Annotated in this window: 25 protein-coding genes; 3 read left to right on the plus strand and 22 right to left on the minus strand. The window is 57.4% G+C overall.

Annotated elements, in window-relative coordinates; genetic code table 11:
• Positions 1-3 precede the first annotated feature (3 nt).
• From G5179_RS06725 to murJ, 9 genes are all read right to left on the minus strand, one after another.
• A complete protein-coding gene (locus G5179_RS06725) occupies positions 4-1,104 on the minus strand; it encodes a PilW family protein (RefSeq protein WP_421172256.1) in 1,101 nt (366 codons plus the stop codon).
• Positions 1,101-1,514 carry a type IV pilus modification protein PilV gene (gene pilV / locus G5179_RS06730; RefSeq protein WP_100654571.1) on the minus strand — a complete coding sequence of 138 codons (414 nt, stop codon included), beginning with the start codon at positions 1,512-1,514 and terminating at the stop codon, positions 1,101-1,103. Before pilV ends, G5179_RS06725 begins: the two co-directional genes overlap by 4 nt.
• Positions 1,511-2,014: a type IVa pilus pseudopilin TppE gene (gene tppE, locus G5179_RS06735; protein WP_100646794.1), complete on the minus strand. Its 504-nt coding sequence runs from the start codon at positions 2,012-2,014 to the stop codon at positions 1,511-1,513. The genes pilV and tppE overlap by 4 nt, the downstream gene beginning before the upstream one ends.
• A gap of 255 nt (positions 2,015-2,269) precedes the next feature.
• Positions 2,270-3,205 carry a 4-hydroxy-3-methylbut-2-enyl diphosphate reductase gene (gene ispH / locus G5179_RS06740; protein ID WP_421202924.1) on the minus strand — a complete coding sequence of 312 codons (936 nt, stop codon included), beginning with the start codon at positions 3,203-3,205 and terminating at the stop codon, positions 2,270-2,272.
• On the minus strand, positions 3,205-3,657 hold the full coding sequence (gene fkpB / locus G5179_RS06745; protein WP_005341354.1) for an FKBP-type peptidyl-prolyl cis-trans isomerase: 453 nt from the start codon (positions 3,655-3,657) through the stop codon (positions 3,205-3,207). The genes ispH and fkpB overlap by 1 nt, the downstream gene beginning before the upstream one ends.
• Positions 3,654-4,151, minus strand: coding sequence for a signal peptidase II (gene lspA, locus G5179_RS06750; protein WP_005340447.1), 498 nt, complete (start codon positions 4,149-4,151; stop codon positions 3,654-3,656). Before lspA ends, fkpB begins: the two co-directional genes overlap by 4 nt.
• A complete protein-coding gene (ileS, locus tag G5179_RS06755; RefSeq protein WP_421258085.1) occupies positions 4,151-7,012 on the minus strand; it encodes an isoleucine--tRNA ligase in 2,862 nt (953 codons plus the stop codon). The genes lspA and ileS overlap by 1 nt, the downstream gene beginning before the upstream one ends.
• Complete coding sequence (ribF, locus tag G5179_RS06760) at positions 7,012-7,986, minus strand: bifunctional riboflavin kinase/FAD synthetase (protein WP_421258119.1); 975 nt, start codon at positions 7,984-7,986, stop codon at positions 7,012-7,014. The genes ileS and ribF overlap by 1 nt, the downstream gene beginning before the upstream one ends.
• A 155-nt stretch (positions 7,987-8,141) precedes the next feature.
• A complete protein-coding gene (gene murJ / locus G5179_RS06765) occupies positions 8,142-9,704 on the minus strand; it encodes a murein biosynthesis integral membrane protein MurJ (RefSeq protein ID WP_042053341.1) in 1,563 nt (520 codons plus the stop codon).
• A gap of 191 nt (positions 9,705-9,895) precedes the next feature.
• Between murJ and rpsT the strand changes: the two genes are divergently transcribed.
• The gene (rpsT, locus tag G5179_RS06770; RefSeq protein WP_005308808.1) at positions 9,896-10,159 is read left to right on the plus strand and encodes a 30S ribosomal protein S20; all 264 of its coding nucleotides are present in this window, start codon (positions 9,896-9,898) and stop codon (positions 10,157-10,159) included.
• A 49-nt stretch (positions 10,160-10,208) separates the two neighbouring features.
• Here rpsT and G5179_RS06775 read toward each other — a convergent pair whose 3' ends face one another.
• The 8 genes from G5179_RS06775 to rppH form a co-directional block, all read right to left on the minus strand.
• A complete protein-coding gene (locus G5179_RS06775; protein ID WP_013724128.1) occupies positions 10,209-10,511 on the minus strand; it encodes an ArsR/SmtB family transcription factor in 303 nt (100 codons plus the stop codon).
• A 51-nt stretch (positions 10,512-10,562) separates the two neighbouring features.
• Positions 10,563-11,495: a transcriptional activator NhaR gene (gene nhaR, locus G5179_RS06780; RefSeq protein ID WP_005340434.1), complete on the minus strand. Its 933-nt coding sequence runs from the start codon at positions 11,493-11,495 to the stop codon at positions 10,563-10,565.
• Positions 11,482-11,847 carry a hypothetical protein gene (locus G5179_RS06785; RefSeq protein ID WP_216954529.1) on the minus strand — a complete coding sequence of 122 codons (366 nt, stop codon included), beginning with the start codon at positions 11,845-11,847 and terminating at the stop codon, positions 11,482-11,484. Before G5179_RS06785 ends, nhaR begins: the two co-directional genes overlap by 14 nt.
• Before the next feature lie 38 nt (positions 11,848-11,885).
• Entirely contained in the window at positions 11,886-13,076 is a 1,191-nt protein-coding gene (gene nhaA / locus G5179_RS06790; protein ID WP_421258086.1) for a Na+/H+ antiporter NhaA, read from the minus strand.
• Positions 13,077-13,299: 223 nt separating this feature from the next.
• On the minus strand, positions 13,300-14,094 hold the full coding sequence (gene thyA / locus G5179_RS06795) for a thymidylate synthase (protein ID WP_330124901.1): 795 nt from the start codon (positions 14,092-14,094) through the stop codon (positions 13,300-13,302).
• Positions 14,094-14,918: a prolipoprotein diacylglyceryl transferase gene (gene lgt, locus G5179_RS06800; protein ID WP_031227775.1), complete on the minus strand. Its 825-nt coding sequence runs from the start codon at positions 14,916-14,918 to the stop codon at positions 14,094-14,096. The genes thyA and lgt overlap by 1 nt, the downstream gene beginning before the upstream one ends.
• Positions 14,919-14,985: 67 nt before the next feature.
• Positions 14,986-17,265: a phosphoenolpyruvate--protein phosphotransferase gene (gene ptsP / locus G5179_RS06805; RefSeq protein WP_421258087.1), complete on the minus strand. Its 2,280-nt coding sequence runs from the start codon at positions 17,263-17,265 to the stop codon at positions 14,986-14,988.
• 14 nt (positions 17,266-17,279) lie between these two features.
• A complete protein-coding gene (rppH, locus tag G5179_RS06810) occupies positions 17,280-17,807 on the minus strand; it encodes an RNA pyrophosphohydrolase (RefSeq protein ID WP_005340421.1) in 528 nt (175 codons plus the stop codon).
• A 733-nt stretch (positions 17,808-18,540) separates the two neighbouring features.
• Here rppH and mutH point away from each other — a divergent pair.
• On the plus strand, positions 18,541-19,215 hold the full coding sequence (gene mutH / locus G5179_RS06815; RefSeq protein ID WP_421172262.1) for a DNA mismatch repair endonuclease MutH: 675 nt from the start codon (positions 18,541-18,543) through the stop codon (positions 19,213-19,215).
• Positions 19,216-19,295: 80 nt separating this feature from the next.
• Positions 19,296-19,619 (plus strand): isoamylase early set domain-containing protein, encoded by a 324-nt coding sequence (locus tag G5179_RS06820; RefSeq protein WP_227341903.1) that lies wholly within the window; start codon positions 19,296-19,298, stop codon positions 19,617-19,619.
• Positions 19,620-19,720: 101 nt separating this feature from the next.
• On the opposite strand, the gene rplS is transcribed toward G5179_RS06820, so the two are convergent.
• The 5 genes from rplS to ffh all read right to left on the minus strand — a co-directional run bounded on the left by rplS (position 19,721) and on the right by ffh (position 23,238).
• Complete coding sequence (rplS, locus tag G5179_RS06825; protein WP_005308701.1) at positions 19,721-20,068, minus strand: 50S ribosomal protein L19; 348 nt, start codon at positions 20,066-20,068, stop codon at positions 19,721-19,723.
• A gap of 32 nt (positions 20,069-20,100) precedes the next feature.
• Positions 20,101-20,850 carry a tRNA (guanosine(37)-N1)-methyltransferase TrmD gene (gene trmD, locus G5179_RS06830; RefSeq protein ID WP_290037524.1) on the minus strand — a complete coding sequence of 250 codons (750 nt, stop codon included), beginning with the start codon at positions 20,848-20,850 and terminating at the stop codon, positions 20,101-20,103.
• Positions 20,851-20,884: 34 nt separating this feature from the next.
• Positions 20,885-21,406 (minus strand): ribosome maturation factor RimM, encoded by a 522-nt coding sequence (gene rimM / locus G5179_RS06835; RefSeq protein WP_005340394.1) that lies wholly within the window; start codon positions 21,404-21,406, stop codon positions 20,885-20,887.
• Between the two features lie 24 nt (positions 21,407-21,430).
• Positions 21,431-21,679 (minus strand): 30S ribosomal protein S16, encoded by a 249-nt coding sequence (gene rpsP, locus G5179_RS06840; protein ID WP_216952849.1) that lies wholly within the window; start codon positions 21,677-21,679, stop codon positions 21,431-21,433.
• Between the two features lie 182 nt (positions 21,680-21,861).
• Complete coding sequence (ffh, locus tag G5179_RS06845) at positions 21,862-23,238, minus strand: signal recognition particle protein (protein ID WP_005341384.1); 1,377 nt, start codon at positions 23,236-23,238, stop codon at positions 21,862-21,864.
• Between the last annotated feature and the right edge of the window lie 5 nt (positions 23,239-23,243).

A 23,243-nucleotide genomic window follows, 5' to 3' on the forward strand; every position in this document is an offset into this window, starting at 1 on the left:
TCCTCAAGGTAGCCGATTGCGCAGCGCAACTGTGGTTTCGGCGACCCAGTACCAGTTGCGATCGGTCGCCCGGAAGGTGGTTCCGGCAAAGCTAAGGGCCTGCGGAGACGACACCACATTGCCTTGGTTACTGCGCATAAGAAGCTGTACTCCAATCCCCAGTACATTGTTCCAGTTTGGATTGCTGGCGGCGCTCACATAGCGATCTGCCGCCCGATCCCGGTTCTGATCCTCGCCGAATGTAAGTTGCATATTGGCCACCCCTTCGATAAGGGGCATACCTGCAGCCACCCCGTTCTTGCGATAAAGCGCATAGGGGCTGCTGGCTGAGGGGCGGGCGATATAGTAGAGACGGGTTTCCACCCTGTTCACGACCGAGCCAAGACCAAACCGCTCCTCGGGTGGGCTGCTGGCCCCCCCCCAGGAACTGCTGGCATTGCCTGGCGTATATTTGTTGTCATTGGAGTGGACGATATTGACCTCACGCCCCCCTGCCACGCCCTGTACTTTGGTGACCTGAAATATTCTGGCCTTCTGACAGTCGGAGACCATGACGATATCTCCCTCGCACAGATCGCTATAACCCTGTGCGCCGGAACCACAATAGTCGGCCTTGCTGGATAGCTGCTGCACAAACAGCTGGGCGGCACTGTTATGATTATCACGACTGAGCGGAACCCCAACCCCAACCGGCCCCTGAACCAACAGGATATCGCTACCCGGCATGGGTCTGGGCTCGGAACCGCTGAACAGAGCAGACAGCTCGGCTGGCAAAGTGGACGTCACATTGTCGTAACCACGCAAAAAGGTGGTGAAGTTGTAGGGCAGTGCCGTACTGTTATTGAGGGTATTGGTGATATTGACCCCCTGTTTGCTGAGACACCCCTGATAGCCCACCATACGCAGCTCTTTTTGCAGCAGATTGGTGGCAAATCCGCTATCTTCCCGCACCCGGGCAATGGCCTCGCCAGTGAGATAGGTTTTGTGATTGCCGAGAAACACCTGAATCATGACCCCCACCGTTATCAGCGAGAGCACCAAGGCGATCATCACCTCGACCAAGCCGATCCCGTGCTGGTGTAGCGGCAAACCGCTCCTGCTCATAGGTCCGTCCTCAGGATCATGCTGCGCGACGCAGGATCAGTCGACAGCCGACTGCTATCCCACTGAATAGTGATGGTGGCCCTTCCGGCACTGACCGATACGGCGCCATCGCCACCTGGTAGCTCGGCTACGACCCGCTTCCAGTGTTGCAGATCCTGAACCGCCATAGAGCTACCCGAGACAGTTTCGCCCAAGTCGATATTGTATTGCCCGTTCAGAGCCGCGCTGCGATTAGCCCGCATCATGTCGTTGATCATGTATGCATACTGGGTCGCCTCGGTACGCGTCAGCGCCGACTGGTTACTCTTGAGAGCCTGCAGTTGCAGAGTCGCCATGCCCAGAATACCGATGGAGAGCACCAGTACCGAGATCATGATTTCAAGCAGTGACAAACCCCGTTCTCGCATCATGGGCAGCTAGCCTCGGTAATGGAAGGGCGACCAGCCACTGTGATGTTGATATCACGGGAGGGCTCATTTCGACACTCATCAGGACGCAGGGAAAATACCCGTGCCAACGGAGTGCGGCCATCAAGAAAACCCTCGCTATTAAAACGCAGCAGGGAGGTATTGCTGCTCAATACCCCGCCCCCCATGTCGGGAAAGCCTCGCAACAACTCACCATTATCCAGTATGCCGTTACCGTTGCCATCGACCCAGATCTGCCAGCCAGCCTCCCAGTGATGCTGGGTCAGGTTATCGGCAGAGGCGGAGAGGGTCACTACCGTGTTGCGGCGAATGGCTTCTGAGCGGGCAAGGTTGATGGCCGCAACAAAGTTGTTAGCCTGAGTATTGAGAGAAATAGTGCGCAGCAAAGCGTTGAAGGAAGGAACCCCCAACGTGAGTAACAAAGAAACGAGCGCTATGGTGACCATAAGCTCGATAAGGCTAAAACCTGAACGCAAAAACATCCTGTTTCGCTCTGATTTGTTCCAGGAGGACAGACACACTCCATGTGTGCTAAGCCAGAGTAAGGGCTTGCTGGCAGTCTATGCCGGGCACTTGGTGTTTCAATCCCGGCAATGCAAAAGTTCGAGCTGCATCATCAATTTTCGCTGCAATCTGGTTGCGAACATGAAAATAGGACTCGTTAGAGCCAAAAAAAACAAAGCCACCTCAACGAGGTGGCTCTGGCAATAAACCGACATCCAGCGAGATGAGAGGGATCAGAGGATCCGCAGCTCTGGCGGCACTTCAAACACCACGTTCTCTTCACGGCCAGGATGCTCGGCGACCACCTTGCCTCCCAGCTCCCGCAAGCGGGCAATCACGGACTGCACCAGCACCTCGGGGGCGGATGCGCCGGCAGTGACGCCTATCGCCTTCACCCCTTCCAGCCAGCTCGCCTCAATCATCGACGCATCGTCGATAAGATAGGCTCTGGCGCCCACCTTCTCGGCCAGCTCGCGCAGACGGTTGGAGTTGGAGGAGTTGCGAGACCCCACCACCAGCATGGCGTCCACCAGCCCCGCCATCTCCCGCACCGCATCCTGACGGTTTTGGGTGGCGTAGCAGATATCGTCCTTGCGCGGCCCCTGGATCTTGGGGAAGTGCTTGCGCAGCGCATCGATGACGTCAGAGGTCTCATCCACGCTCAGGGTGGTCTGGGTGACGAAGCAGAGGTCATCCGGATTCTTTACCTTGAGCTTGGCCACATCTTCCGGTGTTTCTACCAGATACATGCCACCTTCGCGATTCTCGTATTGCCCCATGGTCCCTATCACCTCGGGGTGGCCAGCATGACCGATAAGCACGGCTTCGGAGCCCTTGCGACTGGCGCGATGGACTTCCATGTGAACCTTGGTCACCAGCGGACAGGTGGCATCAAATACCTTGAGGGCGCGGGACTTGGCCATCTCGCGCACTGTTTTGGCCACGCCGTGAGCAGAGAAAATGACGATGCTGTCATCCGGCACCTCATCGAGCTCCTCGACGAAGACGGCACCCGCATCTTTCAGCTTGTTCACCACATAGCGGTTATGCACCACTTCGTGGCGGACATAGATGGGGGCACCGAACTTCTCCAACGCGCTCTCGACAATGCTGATGGCGCGATCGACACCGGCGCAAAAACCGCGAGGGTTAGCGAGCAGAATATCCATTAATGCACCTTCTCCTCATCATCAACGCCCAGGATCTCCACCTCGAAGGTGACGGTATGACCGGCCAGCGGGTGGTTGAAATCGACCGTCACCGACATCCCGGCTACCGCCCGGATAATGCCCGGCAGCTCGCTGCCATTGGGCTGATCGAACAGGATGATGGTGCCGACTTTTGGCTCCACATCGGCGCCAAATTTGGCACGGTCGAGATGGTAGATGTTGTCGGGGTTGGAGAGACCAAAGGCCTCTTCCGGCGCCAGAGTAAAACTCTTGCTCTCCCCTTCGCTCAGCCCCAAAAGGCACTGCTCGAAGGTGGGGGTCAGGCTGCCATCGCCCATCCGCAGGCGGGCAGGTTTGCCGTGCAGCGCCGTGCTGTCGGCAACCGAGCCATCTTCCAGCTTGATGGAGAAGTGGAACAGCACGCTGCTGTTAGCGGTGATCTGCTGGCTCATGCCTGCTCCTTTTTCTCACCACGGAAACCGTCCAGCACGATCATGGCGGCCCCGATAAAGATAAAGCTGTCGGCCAGATTAAATGCCGGCCAATGCGCACGCTGCCAGTAGAAGTCGAGAAAATCGACCACATGGCCCAACACCAGTCGATCAAAGACGTTGCCGAGGGCGCCGCCGATGATGAGTGAATAGGCGATACCGCTCCAACGCTGGGTCACCGACTGCTTGCGCAGCCAGTGGATCAGCAATCCACAGATGGCAAAAGCCAGCACCGCGAAGAACCAGCGCTGCCAGCCCCCCTGATCAGCCAGAAAGCTGAATGCGGCGCCCTTGTTGTAGACGTGAACCAGATTGAAGAAGGGGGTGATCTCCACCCCCGGGTAACCAAATGGCAGCAACTTGACCACGGCGAGCTTGCTCGCCTGGTCCAGTACAAAGGCCAGCACTGCCAGCCACAGCCAACGCAGGCCGCTTTTATGTTGAGTCATGTTCATCAGGCAAATTGACGCGTTTCGCCGTCACCCTCGACGTTGGTCACACAGCGACCACAGATATCTTCGTGACCCGCGATGGTGCCCACATCTTCCACATGGTGCCAGCAGCGGTCGCACTTGGCGGCGGCAGACTGGGCCACCCTCAGCCACAGGTCATCACGCTCGGTCGCCACAGAGCCTTCCGGCGCAGTGTCAGCCTCCACAACCTTGGCTTTGGAGGTGAGCAGCACGAAGCGCAGCTCATCAGCCAGGGCGTTCAGGCGTGCAGCCAGCTCCGGCTTGGCGAACAGGGTCAGTTCGGCCTGCAGGGAACCGCCGATACGCTTCTCGCCACGGGCCACCTCCAGCGCCTTGTTCACTTCACCACGCACGGTGAGGATCTCGGCCCAGAAATCGTCGTTGAGGGTTTCACCCGCTTCCAGCCCGAACAGGCCGTCGTACCACTCTTCGGTGAAGACGAACTCGCCGCGCTCACCCGGCAGCAGTGCCCAGATTTCATCGGCGGTGAAGCTCATGATCGGCGCCATCCAGCGCACCATGGCCTCGGCGATGTGATAGAGGGCGGTCTGGCAAGAGCGACGGGCCAGGCTGTCAGCCTTGGCGGTGTACTGGCGATCCTTGATGACGTCCAGATAGAAGGAACCCATCTCGATGGAGCAGAACTGCATCAGCTTCTGGGTTACGCCGTGGAAGTTGTACTCATCGAACGCCGCCATGATCTCGGCCTGTACCGCTTTGGCACGACCCACAGCCCAACGATCCACCACTACCATGTCGGCAGGTGCCACCATGTCGGTCGCCGGATTGAAGCCGTTCAGGTTGGCCAGCAGGAAGCGGGCAGTATTGCGAATACGACGATAAGCATCGGCAGAGCGCTTGAGGATCTCGTCGGAGACAGTCATTTCGCCGGTGTAGTCAGTGCTCGCTACCCACAGACGCAGGATGTCGGCACCCAGCTTGTTCATCACGTCCTGCGGGCTCACCACGTTGCCGATGGACTTGGACATCTTGCGACCCTGACCATCCACAGTGAAGCCGTGAGTCAGCACCTGGTTATAGGGAGCCTTGTCTTTCATGGCCACACCGATCATCAGGGAGGACATGAACCAGCCACGGTGCTGGTCAGAACCTTCCAGATACATGTCGGCCGGCTTGCCGTTGAACTCGGGACGGGCATCAACCACGGAAGCGTGGGTAGAACCGGAGTCAAACCAGACATCCAGAGTGTCAGGCACCTTGTCGTACATGTCGGCATCGCTACCCAGCAGCTCGGCCTTGTCGAGATCCCACCATGCCTGAATGCCGGACTGCTCGACCCGCTTGGCTACTTCGTGCATCAGGCGCACGGATTCCGGGTGCAGTTCCTGGGTCTCTTTGTGGACGAACAGGGAGATGGGCACACCCCAGGTGCGCTGACGTGAGATACACCAGTCAGGACGGTTCTCGACCATCGCCTGAATGCGATTTTTACCCCAGGCCGGTACCCAGCCGCTCTGGCCTTGCTGGGCAATACCGTCCTTCTCGATGCGCTCGATCTCTTCCAGTGCGCGCTTGCGCAGACCCTTCTGCTCCATGCTGATGAACCACTGTGGAGTAGCACGGAAGATGATCGGGGTCTTGTGACGCCAGCAGTGCGGATAGGAGTGGTTGAACACCTTGTGGTGCAGCAGGGCGCCGCGCTCGGTCAGCACTTCGATCACGGAGGCATTGGCCTTGAACACATGCTGGCCGGCAAACAGTTCGGTATCCGGCAGGTAAACACCGTTGCTGCCAACCGGGTTGGCCACTTCCAGACCGTACTTCTGACCGACCACGAAGTCTTCCTGACCGTGGCCAGGGGCGGTGTGTACGGCGCCGGTACCGGCATCCAGGGTGACGTGATCACCCAGAACCACCGGCACATCGAAGCTGTAGAAGGGGTGGTTGAAGCGCAGCAACTCGAGCGCGGCGCCCTTGGCATAGCCCAGATTGTGGAACTTCTCGATACCGGCGCGATCCATCACATCCTTGACCAGCTCGGCGGCCAGGATCAGACGCTCGGGGTGCTCACCTTCAACCTGCACCAGTGCGTAATCCAGATCGGCGTGCATGGCGATGGCGCGGTTGGCTGGCAGGGTCCACGGAGTGGTGGTCCAGATCACCGCAGAGATCGGGCCCTTGCCAGTGTGGCCTTCGGCGCAGTCAAACTTGGCGGCAACGCCCGCCTCGTCGACCGCCTTGAAGCGCACGTCGATGGAGGGGGAGTTCTTGTCGTAGTACTCAACCTCGGCTTCAGCCAGCGCAGAGCCACAATCGGTACACCAGTGCACCGGCTTGGAGCCTTTGTGCAGGTGGCCGTTTTCAACGATCTTGGCCATGGAGCGGATGATGTTGGCTTCGGTGCCAAAATCCATGGTCAGGTAGGGGTGTTCCCAGTCGCCCAGCACACCCAGACGGATGAAGTCGGTCTTCTGCGCTTCGATCTGGGTCTTGGCGTATTTGCGGCACTCGGCGCGGAATTCGGCAGCGGAAACCTTCTCGCCCGGCTTGCCGACCATACCTTCTACTTTCAGTTCGATAGGCAGACCGTGGCAATCCCAACCCGGCACATAGGGGGAATCGAAACCGGAGAGGCCCTTGGACTTGATGATGATGTCTTTGAGGATCTTGTTGACCGAGTGACCGATGTGAATGTTGCCGTTCGCATAGGGGGGGCCATCATGCAGAATGAAAGAAGGCTTGCCCGCTTTGGCGCGGCGAATAGTGCCGTAGAGATCCTGATCGTACCAACGTTTCAGCATGTTGGGTTCGCGCTTGGCCAGATCGCCACGCATCGGAAACTCGGTTTCCGGAAGATTCAGGGTGTGTTTATAGTCGCTCATCAGTCCTGGGTTCCCTTCTTTTCTAAAAGAGTGCTGGGTAAATTGAATTGTGGCAGCCCGAACCAGGCTCGGGCCGCCAGGGCATCTCGTTCGATCTGCTCTTTCAAGGCAGTGAAAGAGGCAAACTTCTGCTCTTCGCGCAGCTTGTGGCGAAGCAGCACCTTGACCTGCTGACCATATAGATCACCAGAAAAATCAAATAGATGTACTTCCAATCTGGCTTGTGTACCGCTCAAGGTCGGCCGTACACCCACATTGGCTACACCGGGGAAGGTCTTGCCGGAACATATCACTTCCACCGCAAACACGCCACCGACCGGGATCACCTGGCGCTTGAGGGCCAGATTGGCGGTGGGAAAACCTATGGTGCGCCCCAACTTGTCGCCGTGGGCCACCCGGCCGCTGATGGTATAGGGGCGGCCAAGCATCAGCTCCACCTCCGCCATCCGGCCCGCTTTGAGTGCTTCGCGTACGAGTGTGCTGCTGACCCGCTGCCGTTCGAGCTGGAAGCTCTGGGTACTGATCACCTCAAAGCCGAAGCGATGACCCGCCTCCTCCAGCAGGTGGAAGTCCCCTTCCCGCCCCTTGCCGAAGCGAAAATCGTCGCCGACCACCAGATAGCGCACTCCGAGCTTCTCCACCAGCAACTGCTCGATGAAGGTCGAGGCACCCTGCTCGGCAAAGCGGTGGCTGAAGCGTACGCAGAGCATGCGATCGATATGCAGCCCCAGCAGCGCTTCGTACTTTTCCCGCAACCGGCTCAGCCGGGCGGGCGCAGCTGTGCCGGCAAACAGCTCCAGCGGCTGCGGCTCAAACAGCATGACGCAGGCGGGCAATCCCAGCTGGGCCGCTTTCTCCTTGAGACGTGCCAATACCGCATGGTGACCCTGATGAACCCCATCAAAGTTGCCAATGGTTAATACACATCCCCGGTGACGGGGCTTGAGATTGTGAATGCCGCGAATAAGCTCCATCAGTGCCTTGTGCGTTGCTGCCATGGAAATCGGCGGATTATATATCAGGCAGCAGGCAGGGTCAGCCCTCATAGCCTGATTTCAACTATCCGGGCCCAAGCCCGCCCATCTGCGGCGCCATGAGGCACTATCCCCATGGCGCCGCAGGATCACGGCTACTGCTGCCCAGATTTAAGGTGACGCGGTCGAATGCCCAGCAGCAGCAGTACCACTGCATAGACCGCAGCCCCTAGCGACAGCAGCATGGTCAGCTGCAAACTGGCCTTGCCCATGCTCCATGCGCCCCACTGGGTCAGATCCGGCGACAGATAGGCGAGCACGCCCCCCATCAGCACGCTGGCAACCAGCAGCTTGAGGCAGAACACGCCGGTATGGCGGGAGGGACGATAGACGCTCTGCTGGTACAGCCCCTTGAACAGCAAGGCCGCATTCAGAGTGCCCGAGCAGGCGGTCGAGAGCGCCAGACCCACGTAACCGAGCGGGTAGATGAAGATGAGGTTGCAGACCATGTTGGCAATCATCGACATCACCCCGATCCGCACCGGCGTTTTGGTGTCCTGACGGGCGTAGTAACCGGGCGCCAGCACCTTGATCAGCATCAGGGAGAGCAGACCGGTAGTGGAGGCCAGCAGGCTGGCGCTCGACATGGCCACTTCATGCAGGCCAAATTCGCCGCGCATGAACAGCACTCGCAAAATGGGCTCGCGCATGACCGCAATGCCTATCATGGCGGGCAAGCCGAGCAGCATCACCATCCGCACCCCCCAATCCATGGTGCGGGAGAAGTCGGCCGGATCGGCATCCACATGCTTCTTGGCCAGCGCAGGCAGGATCACGGTACTGATGGCTACCGCAAACAGCCCGAGGGGGAACTCCAGCAGACGATCCGAGTAGTAGAGGTAACTGATGGCACCGGTCGCGAGGAAAGAAGCCAGCATGGTATTGACCAACAGGTTGATCTGGCTGACCGATACCCCGAACAGGGCGGGGATCATCAGGGTGCGGATCTTCACCACCCCAGGGTGATTCCATCCCCACTTGGGCCATACCAGCATGTTGATTTGGCGCAAAAAGGGGTACTGGAACAAAAACTGCACCAAACCGCCCAAAAAGACACCAATCGCCAGCGAGATCTCAGGTTTGTCCATCAGCGGCGCAATCCACCAGGCCGCCGCAATCATGGTGATGTTGAGAAACACCGGCGTGAACGACGAGACCGCAAAGCGGCCGAAGGTGTTGAGAATGGCCCCCGCCATGGCGGTAAAAGTGATAAACCAGAGGTAGGGGAAGGTGATTTTGAGCATCAGACTGGCGAGCTCGAACTTCTCGGCCGCAGGGCCGCCATGCAGCCAGTCCCAGAACCAACCCCAGCCAAACAGAGCTGTCAGCACACCCGACCCCAGCACCCCGAGCAGGGTGACCACAGTCACTATGCCCCCCAGCGTGCCCGCCACTGCGGCCAGCAATTCACGCACCTCCCCCTCGTCGCCATTTTTCTTGTACTCCGTCATCACGGGAACAAAGGCTTGGTTGAAAGCACCTTCGGCGAACAGACGACGCAGAAAGTTGGGAATGCGATTGGCAAAAAAGAAGACGTCGGCGGCCACCCCGGCACCGAGCAGATTGGCGATCACCACATCGCGAACCAAGCCCATTACGCGGGATGCCAGCGTCATTCCGGACACTATCATGCCGGATTTGATCAATTTCTTACTCAAGACGAGGCCTCTGGAACTGTCAGAATGAAAAGAATGCTGCTAGAATCGGCCGACAGTTTAACCGTCTCCCTACTGACACACCACCGGGAGGCGGTGTTTATTTGCACAAATCATTTGACAATATGTGGTTGGAAGGGCATATTTCCGGGCCTTTTCAATACACTCGCTAAGACAGTTTTAGGAGTTTTACCTTGGCTAACATCAAATCTGCTAAGAAGCGCGCTCTTCAGTCAGAAAAACGCCGTCAGCACAACGCCAGCCGTCGTTCCATGACCCGTACCTACCTGAAGAAAGTCATTGCTGCTATCGCCTCTGGCGACAAAGCTGCTGCGACTGCCGCTTTCGCTGTTGCTCAGCCGATCATGGATCGTATGGCGACCAAAGGCCTGATCCACAAGAACAAAGCTGCTCGTCACAAGAGCCGCCTGTCTGCCCAGATCAAAGCTATGGCTTAATCAGCTTCTGCTGATCAAAGCTGAAAAAACCGGCCTTAGTGCCGGTTTTTTATTTATCTGCGCTGCAATAAAGTCGATGCAGCAAGCTGATCATTTCACGCACTTCATGGCTGCGCAGCGAATAGTAGACCGTCTGGGCCTCTTTGCGCGTCGTCACCAGCTCATCCCGCCGCAGCAGCGCCAGATGCTGTGACAAGGCCGACTGACTCAATCCCAATCGCTCGTTGAGCTCCCCCACCGACAGTTCGCGCTCCAGCAACTGGCACAGAATAAACAGTCGCCGTTCGTTAGCCAGCGCCTTGAGCAAGGCCACTGCTTTACTCGCATTGGCTTCCATCTCTTCAAGTTGCATCACATCTCTCCTCTACCACTCATCGCCGATGATACGTGGTGACGGGCCGTTTTAAAACGACAGGGTGGCCGGCTGGATGGCGGAGAAGTTCTCCTGGCCGGAAAAGAGAAAGGTAAAATCGCTCTCGCAGACCCGCTTCACCGCCGGATGCTGGATCATCCGCTCGGCGAAGATGACGTAATACTCCTCCATCAGATCCTGGGTTTCCCCGATCAGCATCACCCCCTCCCCCTCAAGGATCTCCTCCCGATAGATGGTAGGAGCCATGAAGATGCCCTGATTGAAGAAGCCAAACGCCTTCATCAAGGCGGCATCATCAAACTCGCCAAGAATGCTGGGAGAGACACCCTGCTGCTCGAACCACTGGGTCAGCTGACGCCCCATGGCGGTACGACGACCGGGGATCAGCAGCTTGCGCTCTTCCAGACAGGCTGGAAAGGGCTTTTCAGGCAGCGGCGCCTTGCAGAAGAAGCTGACGCCACAGCCGCCCAGCCGTTTGGAGAGCAGCCCCGCATGTTGGCTGGAGTCCACCGGACAGTCGGAGAGGATCATATCGAGCTTGTGCTCGCTCAGCTGCTCCAGCAGCAGTTCGTGGGTCGATTCGAAACAACGCAGATGGATGGAACCATCATTGGGGATGACGGAGAGCAGCACGCGGCTGGCAAGGCGCTTGGAGAGGGCATCGGCGATGCCGACGTCGAACAGGATCTGGCTCTCCTTGCGGTAGTTGACGATATCGAGCATCTCGTAGGAGAGGCTGAACATCTTGTCGGCATAGCGAAACACCAGCTGGCCCAGCTCTGTCGCCTCAAGGGAACGCCCCTTGCGCTTGAGCAGCTTGCCACCGAGGCGCTGCTCCAGCAGCTTAATCTGGCCGGTGACCGTCTGCGGGGTCAAAAAAAGGGCTTCCGCTGCCTGGGTAACGGAGCCCTTCTTTTGAGTCATCCAGAAATAGTAGAGATGGTTGTAGTTAAGGTGTGACATCCGATGGGGTTCCCGCTTGACGCGGACTCCGGTAGCAGCTGAGTTCAACCGCCAGAATGTCATACATGTCGCTGACCGAGTCAACCTTGTTCGCGCCAAACTGCTCCATCAGACTGGCCTTGAGGCGTGCCTTGTCCGGCATCCGGTCAGCGCAATAACGCTTGTTGGAACGCTTGACCATCTCGCCAGCCCGGCTGCTCAGCGCCCGCTCGGAGAAGGTCTCGCCGAAACGAGCCTTAGCCTGCTTGTCCCCCAACATCAGAGCACTCTCCACCACCCCGTTGAGATAGGCCGAACAGCTGGCCGATCCAGCCTCCTGTCGACACTCTTCAAACCCGCCAGCTAATCCCATAGGACTGACCAAGAAGAGCAGTAACCATGCCTGTTTTCTCATAAACCCTCCGCATTCTGGTCCCCATCACTCTTGGGGAGTGACAATCGCAAGGCCAGATAGCCAACCAGCGCTGCAATGCTGGATCCAACGAGGATCCCGAGGCGCGAGTAGCTGCCGTAATCCAGCCCACCATGCTCAAAGGCCAGTGACGCGATAAACATCGACATGGTGAATCCGATACCACAGAGGATGCTGACCGCAAAAATCTGCTTGAAGTTAACCCCGGGCGGCAACTGGGCGATACCCAGTTTGACCGACAGCCAGCTGATGGTAAACACCCCGAGCGGCTTGCCGATAAACAGTCCCAGCATGATGCCCATGGGCACCGGATTCAACAGGGAGAAGAGACCTATCCCCTCAAGGGATACCCCTGCGTTGGCAAAGGCAAACAGCGGCAGGATCAGATAGGCGCTCCAGGGATGTAACGAGTGCTCAAGATGCTTGAGTGGCGACTCATAACGCTTCCCCTTGAGCGGGATCATAAATCCGACCACCACACCGGCCAACGTCGCGTGAACGCCCGACTTGAGTACAGCAACCCAGAGCACCAGACCAACCAGCATGTAGAGGCTGATCCTGTCCTCGCCACGACGGTTCATCCAGAACAGGGTAAAGGTAGCCAGAAGGCCGATCGCCAGCGCCTCAAGCGACAACTGCTGGGTATAGAAGAGTGCGATGATGATGATGACGCCGAGGTCATCCATGATGGCCAGCGCCAGCAGGAATACCTTGAGGCTCACCGGCACCCGCTTGCCGAGCAGCGCCATCACCCCGAGGGCAAAGGCGATGTCGGTCGCAGCCGGGATCGCCCAGCCAGCACGCGCCACTTCGTCCGAATAGTTGAAAAAGGCGTAGATCAAGGCTGGAGCCAGCATGCCGCCCACCGCCGCAATAGCCGGAAAAGTCGCTTGCACCCGAGAGGAGAGCGCCCCCTCCAACATTTCACGCTTCACTTCCAGACCAACCAGCAGGAAGAAAATCGCCATAAAGCCATCGTTGATCCAGAGCAGCAGTGGCTTGTTGATGTCGAGAGCCGCGATGCGCACCTGCACCGGCGTGTCGAGAAACGCCTGATACCCGCCAGCCAGCGCGGTATTGGCTAAAATCATTGCCAGCATGGCAGCCATGATCAGAATAATTCCGGAGGCGGCCTCCAGCTTCAGGAACTTTTTGATTACGTCACTCATGGTTAAATTTTCCACCGTATTGCTTTGGTTTGAGTCTATCCCTTGCAACAACCAATGGAAAATCGTTTCTTGCTGCTCAATACAACGAAAAAACCGAAAGCAAAATAGAACATACCTGCTATAAGCAGGTTTTTCCTCGTCTCTGGCTACCGTCTTATTAATCAATAAAATGAATTTTCAATTATTTAACTGCATAAAAAAGGCGCCCTGAGGCGCCTTGCTATCAGATGGCGACGGGCGCCTTGATGCCGGGATGGGGGTCATAACCCTCGATCTCGAAATCCTCGAACTTGTAGTCGAAGATGGAGTCAGGTTTGCGCTTGATCAGCAGGGTCGGCAGCGGGCGCGGCTCGCGGGAGAGCTGCAGAGCTGTCTGCTCCATGTGGTTGGAGTAGAGATGCACATCACCGCCAGTCCAGACAAAGTCACCCACTTCCAGATTGCACTGCTGGGCCATCATGTGGGTCAGCAGGGCGTAGCTGGCGATGTTGAACGGCAGGCCGAGGAACACATCACAACTGCGCTGGTAGAGCTGGCAGGAGAGCTTGCCGTCCGCCACATAGAACTGGAAGAAGGCGTGGCAGGGAGCCAGCGCCATCTTGTCCAGCTCGCCCACGTTCCAGGCGGAGACGATGATGCGGCGCGAATCCGGGTTGTGCTTGATGTCATCCACCGCCTTCTGGATCTGGTCGATGACAGACCCGTCAGCGGCAGGCCAGGAGCGCCACTGCGCGCCGTAAACCGGCCCCAGATCGCCATTCTCGTCGGCCCACTCATCCCAGATGCTGACGCCATTTTCCTTCAGATAAGCGGTATTGGTATCGCCATTGAGGAACCAGAGCAGCTCGTGAATGATCGAGCGCAGGTGGCACTTCTTGGTGGTCACCAGCGGGAAACCCTCCGCCAGATTGAAGCGCATCTGATGGCCGAACAGGGAGATAGTACCGGTGCCGGTACGGTCAGACTTGACGGTCCCCTCATCGAGGATTTTCTGCATCAGGTCGAGATAAGCTCGCATTATTTCGCCTCCTTCACGGCATTACCGAACAACTGCGGACGCTTGTAGGCGGCCCAGATCATCAGGGCACCGGCGATAATCATCGGGGTGGAGAGGATCTGGCCCATGCTGATCTCCTGGAAATAGAGACCAAGCTGGCTGTCCGGCTGGCGCACAAACTCCACCAGGAAGCGGAACAGGCCGTAGAACAGCAGGAACATGCCGGAGATGGCACCGCGCGGCGGATTCTTGCGCCAGAAGAGATTGAGGATGATGAACAGCACCACCCCTTCCAGTGCGAACTGGTAAAGCTGGGAGGGATGACGCGGCTCGGGGCCGGCCTCCGGGAAGATGATGGCCCAGGGTACATCGGTGACCCGGCCCCACAGCTCGCCGTTGAGGAAGTTGCCGATCCGGCCGACGCCGAGACCGAACGGAATGAGCGGTGCCACAAAGTCGGCCACGGTGAAGAAGTGGCGCTTGGTCTTGTGGGCAAACCAGATCATCGCGGTGATCACCCCGATCAGACCACCGTGGAACGACATACCGCCGGTCCAGATCTTGAACAGGTAGGTGGGATCCGCGAGGAAGAGATCGAAGTTGTAGAACAGCACGTAACCGACACGGCCACCGAGGATCACCCCGAGGAAGCCGTAAAACAGCAGATCCGACACCTCGTTGCGGGTCCAGCCGCTGTTCGGCGCATCGGCGCGACGGCCGGCAAGCCACATGGCAAACGCGAAACCGAACAGGTACATGAGACCATACCAGCGTACCGATAGTGGTCCCAAACTGAATGCTACGGGATCAATCTGCGAGAAAACCCAATATCCATCGTGCTGCATATGCGGCCCCAGTCAAAATAAAAGCCGCATTTTCCGATCATTCGTCAGCAGGGACAAGGCATGATTATCAATCACTCTGTTTCGATTTATGACCGGCTCGCAGCAAACCGCCCAAACCATGCTCCTCCAGATAGCGGGCAAACAGGCCGCGCAGTACGTGGGGGTTGTCATGTTTGAGGCCATCGGCCATCAGTTCGGTCAACTCGCTCAGGGTGGATTGACGCAGCACGTACTTGATCCGGGCGATGTTGTGGGTGTTCATACTGAAGCGGCGATAGCCCATGGCAAGCAGCAACAGTACACCGACCGGATCACCGGCCAGCTCGCCACAGACCGACACCGGCTTCTGGTAGCGGTGGGAAGCATCAACCAGCTGTTGCAGGGCGCGGATCACCGCAGGATGGAAAGCATCATAGATGTTGGCAACCCGGGAATTGTTGCGATCCACCGCCAGCAGGTACTGGGTAAGGTCATTGCTGCCCACAGACCAGAAGTCGATGAGCGGCGCCATCTCCGGCAAAATAAAGAGGGCTGAGGGCACCTCGATCATCACCCCGAGGCTGGGGTAGCGGATCACTGCATCGCGGCTCGCCGCCTCTTCCGACACTTCCCGCCATGCCTGATCCAGCAGACGACGGGAGGCTTTGATTTCGCTGACGCTGCTGATCATCGGCAGCATGATGGCCAGATTGTCCAGCCCTTCACTGGCCCGCAGCATCGCCTTGAGCTGCACCAGAAACAGTTCGGGGTGATCCAGGGTGATCCGGATCCCCCGCCAGCCAAGGAAGGGGTTTTCCTCGACGATGGGGAAATAGGGCAACGGCTTGTCGCCGCCCACATCCAGCGTCCGCATGCAGACCGGCCGGTTGCGGTAGGTCTCCAGAATGCCGCGATAACGGGCTGTCTGCTCCCACTCTGAGGGGAAACTCTCCTGCAGCATAAAGGGGATCTCGGTGCGATAGAGACCGACCCCGTCCGCCAGCTGATTGAGGGAGATCTCGGTATCGGCACTGAGACCGGCGTTGAGCAGCAGGGAGACCTTGGTGCCGTCGGCCGTCTCGGATGGCAAGTTGTCGACACTGCGCACCAAGGTATCGAGCGCCCGCTCTTCGCTCAGCAGCTGACGATACTCGGTCAGAATCACCTGATTGGGTTCGATGAAGAGATCGCCGCTGTAACCATCGACAACCAGCATGCGACCGCCGATGTCGCCGAGGGGCAGATCGACCCCCATGATGGCGGCGACCCCCATGGCGCGGGCCAGAATGGCGGCGTGGGAGTTGGTCCCCCCCTTGAGTGAGACCACCCCGGTCAGATACTCGCGGGGCACTTCCGCCAGAATGGTGGCGGTCACTTCATCGGCAACCAGCACCACCGGCTCGCCGATGGAGATATGTTCCGGTTCATTCTGCACCAGTCGGCTGATCAGCCGCTGGGCAATATCCTTCACGTCGGTGGAGCGCTCCTGCAGGTAGGGATCCTTCATCCCTTTGAACTGCTCGATCAAGCGATCACTGATCAGCTTGACCGCAGATACCGCAGTCCAGTGCTCCTTGCTCACCTTGTTGCGAATGGGCTTGATATAGCCGGGATCGTTCAGCAGATGGAGGTAGATATCGAAAATCGCCACCGAATCCTGGCTGTAGCTCTCGCGAAAACGCAGCGCCAGACTCTCCAGATCGTGGCGCACCTCCTCAACCGCCAGCTCCAGCCGCGCCAGCTGGCTGGCATGGTCTTCATCCTTGCGCGGGGTAATGGACGAGAGCGCCTTGCGGGGCCGCCACACCCAGGCCTTGGCCATGGCGATGCCGCTGGCACCGGCAATACCGCGCAGCGGCTTGCTCCAGTCGGTCTTCTGCAACCACCCCTTGGCCTGCGCCTGGGCGATCCGCGCCGCCAGCTGGGCCGCCAGGGTGACCATGAAGGACTCTTCCCCCTCATCGAAGCGGCGGCTCTCCTTCTGCTGCACCACCAGAATGCCGACCACCTGACGCTGATGCATGATGGGAGCGCCGAGGAAAGAGCGGAACGCCTCTTCGGCCACATCGGGCAGGAATTTGAAACTGGGATGCGCGGGGGCATCAGCCAGGTTGATCAGCTCTTCCCGCTGACCCACCAGACCGACGATGCCCTGCTCGTAAGGCAGGGTCACCTTGCCGACTGCGGACGGGGCCAAGCCGTCAGTAGCCGCCAGGCGATAGCGGCGCACCTCGGGTTCCGAGACATAGACGGAGCAGCAGTCCACTGCCATGGCGTGCCGGGTCTGGCTCACCAATGCTTGCAAGGACTGCTCGAGGGTATTGGCCTCGGCCATGCTCTCGACGATACGTCTCAGTTCCGTTAACAACTAATCTGTGCTCCTTAACGGGCGCGATTGCGCCGCCCATCCTTCTTGTTGACCTGCACTGCCGGCACCGGCATCGCCAGCGGGGCAAACTCTTTCATGACCCGGCGGTAAACCTCCCGCTTGAACGAAACGACCTGACGCACCGGGTACCAGAAGCTGACCCAACGCCAGTCGTCAAATTCGGGATGGCCATGACAGCCGAACTGGATCCGCGACTCCTTGCCCGAATTCAGCTGTAACAAGAACCATTTTTGTTTTTGGCCAATACAGACCGGTGAACTGTCCCAGCGGACAAGACGTTTGGGTAAACGGTACTTTAGCCAGTTACGACTGGTGGCCATGATGGTCACATCTTCGGGCTTGAGGCCAATCTCCTCATACAGCTCTCGATACATGGCCTGCTCTGGCGTTTCACCATCATCAACCCCCCCCTGCGGAAACTGCCAGGAGTGCTGCCCATAGCGTTTAGCCCACAACACTTGTCCTTCACGGTTACAGATCACGATACCGACATTGGGACGAAATCCGTCGCCATCAATCACGTGATCACCTTATAAAGGCTGAATCTATAAGGAGATTGTTCCACATTCACTCCGTGGCAGCAAACAAGGAGTGAATCCCCTGTTTCATGAATAACTTTCGATTTCAAACATACTTATAAACAAATCCAAGGATCCGCGCCTCCAAGTTGCCCACCCAGGCTGTGCATAAAGCTGTTAGCAAACGGGTATATACAGTACTTTTTCAATAGTAGTGAAAAGAAGACATTCATGTCACCACACGACACACAATATAAAAATCACTTTATATACAATAACTTAAATGCATAATACTGGATCTGGATCCATGCTCTTCCGGTAGCGTGCTCCCTGAGACTGATTGTGAACAAGTTCAACTGGTCAAAGATCCACCCAGGACAGATTATCCACAAGCACGGCACATTATCTACCCTGCTTGCTCGGCAAAAATGGGGGAGGATTCACAATTTTTTGTAACATATCGGCCATACCTTCCACTTTCATCCACTTATCCAAGATTTCTGTGGATAACTGTGTGTAACATCGCGAGCAAACCCTTGGACAACTATTTCAAGCTCAAGCACCGCTAGGAACCGTGCTCGATAAAACATACAAAAACCTTTAAAATCATGATGATGCACACATAACACTCAACTTATCCATGTTTGATCTTATCCACTCAGGATCGGTTATAAAAACAACGATCCTTCTCGGGATCCTCCCCTGTTAGAATATGGCGAGCAAGATGGAGCCAACTATGCCAAGCAATCCCCAATCCGAGCAGGAGTTATTAAGCCGCGCCAATGCCATGGCCGGTTTCACCCTGGCGCAGATAGCCGCCGAGGCCGGCGTCGTGGTGCCCAAAGATCTGCGCCGTGACAAGGGGTGGGTTGGCCAGTTGATCGAGTTGCAACTGGGGGCCAGCGCGGGGAGCAAGCCGGAACAAGACTTCCCAGAGCTGGGGATCGAACTCAAGACGATCCCCGTGGATCCTCAAGGCAAACCGCTGGAAACCACCTTCGTCTGCGTCGCCCCGCTAATCGGCGTCAGCGGCCAGCGCTGGGAAGAGTCAAACGTGCGCAACAAGCTCTCCCGGGTGCTCTGGATCCCGGTGGAAGGCAGTCGGGAGATCCCGGTTGGCGAGCGACGGGTCGGGATGCCGCTGATGTGGAGCCCGAATGAAGAGGAAGATCGGCTGCTGCGTCAGGACTGGGAGGAGCTGATGGATATGATAGTGCTGGGAGAGGTGGAGCAGATCAGCGCGCGCCACGGCCAGGTGATGCAACTGCGCCCCAAGGCAGCCAACAACAAAGCGCTGACTCGCGCCATCGGCCGCGATGGTCAACCCATCATGACGCTGCCCCGCGGCTTTTATCTCAAGATCGACTTCACCCACAGTCTGCTGCAACGCTATTTTGCCTTGCCGACTTGATCTACCTTATCAACATCTTTGTCATATGGTGGTATAAAAATAGACAGGAGCCATTTTTAACTCACAGACAAGGAGGCGTCATGCCGCTTACCAAGCAGTTTCTCAAGTCCAAACCCGAGGTCAAGGTGACCTTCGCCGTAGAGAAGGAGGCCGCAGCAGGGGCAGAACAGGTGATGCTGATCGGCGAGTTCACCCAGTGGCAACCGGTCGAGCTGAAACGCATGAAGAGCGGTGAGTTCAAGGCCACCCTCAATCTGCCGACCGACGGGCCGGAGAGTTTCGAGTATTGCTACCAGTTCATCACTCCTGAGGGAGAGACCCTCTACGAGAATGACTGGCAAGCCGATGCCTACGTACCCAGCCCCTACGGCCGCGACAACTCGGTGGTACGAGTCAGCCAGTAAGCAGTGACCGAATTCCGGATACAAAAAAGGCTCGCCATTGGCGAGCCTTTTCACTACCTGTCGAGCTTTTAGCCGACATACCGACACCAATTCGAATCGAATTAGTTGAGCTTCTCTTTGATACGAGCAGCTTTACCGGACAGGTTGCGCAGGTAGTACAGTTTGGCACGGCGAACATCACCACGACGCTTCAGTTCTACACTGTGGATCAGCGGAGAGTGAGTCTGGAATACACGCTCAACACCTTCGCCGTTGGAGATCTTGCGAACGGTGAAAGCAGAGTGCAGACCGCGGTTACGCTTGGCAATAACGATGCCTTCGAAAGCCTGCAGACGCTCTTTACCACCTTCTTTAACACGAACTTGAACACGTACGGTGTCGCCCTGGGCAAAAGCCGGGATGTCGGTACGCATTTGCTCTTGTTCAAGCTGCTGAATAATCTTGCTCATTGTCTTTCCTTACCTAGGATAAACTGAAAACTCTACTTAACGCTGTCACGCACTTCGCGGACATACTCGGCAAGAAGTGATTCTTGCTCGTCAGTCAGAGCTAGGTTGTTAATAAGTTCCGGCCTTCTTTGCCAGGTTCGTCCGAGAGATTGCTTGAGACGCCAGCGCCGAATCACTTCGTGATTGCCGCTTGTCAGCGCCTCGGGCACCGCCAATCCATCCAACACCTCCGGCCGAGTGTAGTGGGGATGATCCAGCAAGCCATCCGTAAAGGAGTCCTGCTCAGCACTGGCCTGATCACCCAAGACTCCTGGAACCAGACGCGAAACCGCATCGATCAGGGTCATGGCAGGCAACTCGCCACCACTTAACACGTAATCCCCGATAGACCACTCTTCGTCGACTTCGGTTTGTATCACGCGTTCATCGATACCTTCGTATCGACCGGCTACCAGAATCAGTTTCTGATTCGTCGCCAACTCGGTTACGCCCGCTTGAGTCAGCTTGCGTCCCTGAGGGGAGAGATAGATGACTTTCGCCCCGTCTCCCGCCGCTTGCTTGGCTGCATGAATCGCGTCACGCAGCGGCTGAACCATCATTAACATGCCGGGCCCACCACCATAAGGACGATCATCGACCGTACGGTGTTTGTCGTGGGTAAAGTCCCGGGGGGTCCAGCACTCAATCTGCAGCAGGCCACTCTTGACGGCCCGACCCGTTACCCCGTGCTCGGTAATGGCTCGGAACATTTCAGGGAAGAGGCTAATAACCCCAATCCACATAAGAAACCTCCGGCACCCGTGTTAGCGCGGGAAACTAGAAACCAGGATCCCAATCAACTTCGATTGTTCGAGCAGTCAGATCAATATTCTTGATCACCTGCTCTTCCAGGAACGGAATCAACCGCTCCTTTGCACCAAAGGCATCTTTTACATTGGCCTCAACCACCAACACATCGTTGGAGCCGGTTTCCATCAATTCGGTCACCTTGCCTAGGTCATATCCCTTGGTGGTCACTACCGAGCAACCAATCAGGTCACGCCAGTAGAACTCGCCCTCAGGCAACGCAGGCAATAGATCAGCGGGTACGCCGATCTCGACATTGGTCAATGCCAGGGCATCTTCGCGCACATCGATACCATCGAGTTTGCAGATCAGACCCTTGTTGTGACGTTTCCAGGATGAAACCCGAATTTCACGCCACGCCCCGTTCTGATTAATCAGCCAAGGGTTGTAATCGAAAATCGCTTCGGCAACATCGGTGAAGGAGTTCACTTTAAGCCAGCCCTTGATGCCGTAAACGGTCCCCAGGGTGCCCAGAACTACAGGTTTTTCCACCTTAACTCCTTACCGTTTGGCTGATTAAGCAGCTTTGGCAGCGTCTTTGATCAGCTTGGCAACGCGCTCAGAAACAGCGGCACCAGTAGCAACCCAATGCTCGATACGAGCCAGGTCCAGGTTCAGCTTTTCAGCCTGACCAGAAGCAACCGGGTTGAAGAAACCAACGCGCTCGATGAAACGACCGTCGCGGGCGTTACGGCTGTCAGCAACTACTACCTGGTAGAACGGACGCTTTTTCGCGCCACCACGTTGTAAACGAATGGTTACCATATCGTCCTCATTAACATCTAATGAACAAGGCCCGCAAACACGCGGACCCTAGCTTAAAATAAGCCGCATAATTCTACTTGGATTCGTAATAATTGCAACCAAGCCAGCCATTTTTTGCGCAGGGCTGCAATGAAAAGGGCCTGCAACTCGCAGACCCTCGCTCAATACCTAACTCCGGATAATCAGAACGGACCGCGACCGCCACCAAATCCCGGTGGCAGCATGTTCTTCATCTGGCTCATCATTTTGCGCATGCCGCCCTTGCCGGACATCTTCTTCATCATGCGCTGCATCTCTGTGAACTGCTTGAGCAGCTTGTTCACGTCCTGCACCTGCATGCCGGAACCTGCAGCGATGCGACGCTTGCGAGAGCCCTTGATGAGGTCGGGATGGGCACGCTCTTTCGGCGTCATGGAGCTGATGATGGCCTCCATCCGCACGGTGAGTTTGTCATCCATCTGATCCTTGATGTTGTCCGGCAGGCCGGACATGCCCGGCAGCTTGTCGAGCATACCCATCATGCCGCCCATGTTGCGCATCTGGGCCAACTGCTCGCGGAAGTCCTCGAGATCGAAGCCTTTACCGCTCTTGACCTTGCTGGCCAGCTTGGCAGCTTTCTCTTTATCGACGTTACGCTCCACCTCTTCGATCAGAGAGAGCACATCGCCCATACCGAGGATGCGGGAGGCGAGACGATCCGGGTGGAACGGCTCCAGCGCATCGGTCTTCTCACCCATACCGATAAACTTGACCGGTTTACCGGTGATGTGGCGCACCGACAGGGCGGCACCACCGCGGGCATCGCCGTCCGCCTTGGTGAGGATCACGCCGGTAAGGGGCAGCGCTTCGTTGAACGCCTTGGCGGTGTTGGCGGCATCCTGACCTGTCATGGCATCCACCACGAACAGGGTCTCGACAGGCTTGATGGTGGCGTGCAGATCCTGGATCTCGGCCATCATTTCGCTATCAACATGCAGACGGCCGGCGGTATCGACGATCACCACGTCATAGAATTTCTTGCGCGCCTGATCGATAGCGGCAGTCGCGATGGCAACCGGCTTCTGGCTTGCATCGCTCGGGAAGAAGTCGACGCCGATGTCACCCGCCAGGGTCTCCAGCTGTTTGATCGCCGCAGGGCGATAGACGTCGGCACTGACCACCAACACCTTCTTCTTGTTGCGCTCTTTGAGCAGTTTGGCCAGTTTGCCGACCGTGGTGGTCTTACCGGCCCCCTGCAAACCGGCCATCAGGATAATGGCGGGCGGCTGGGCAGCCAGATTGAGCTGTTCATTGGCCTCCCCCATCACGGTGACCAGCTCGCCGTGCACTATCTTGATGAATGCCTGACCCGGGCTCAGGGATTTGGCCACTTCCTGCCCGACGGCACGCTCCTTGACGCGCGCCACGAAATCACGCACGACCGGCAGGGCGACGTCCGCCTCAAGCAGCGCCATGCGGACTTCGCGCAGGGTCTCTTTGATGTTCTCTTCGGTCAGCCGACCACGGCCACTGACATTGCGCAAGGTGCGCGAGAGTCTTTCAGTCAAATTCTCAAACATGACGC

Origin of the sequence: Aeromonas sp. 600886 (assembly GCF_049174935.1) — a bacterium.
GTDB classification, from domain to species: Bacteria; Pseudomonadota; Gammaproteobacteria; order Enterobacterales; family Aeromonadaceae; genus Aeromonas; species Aeromonas veronii_A.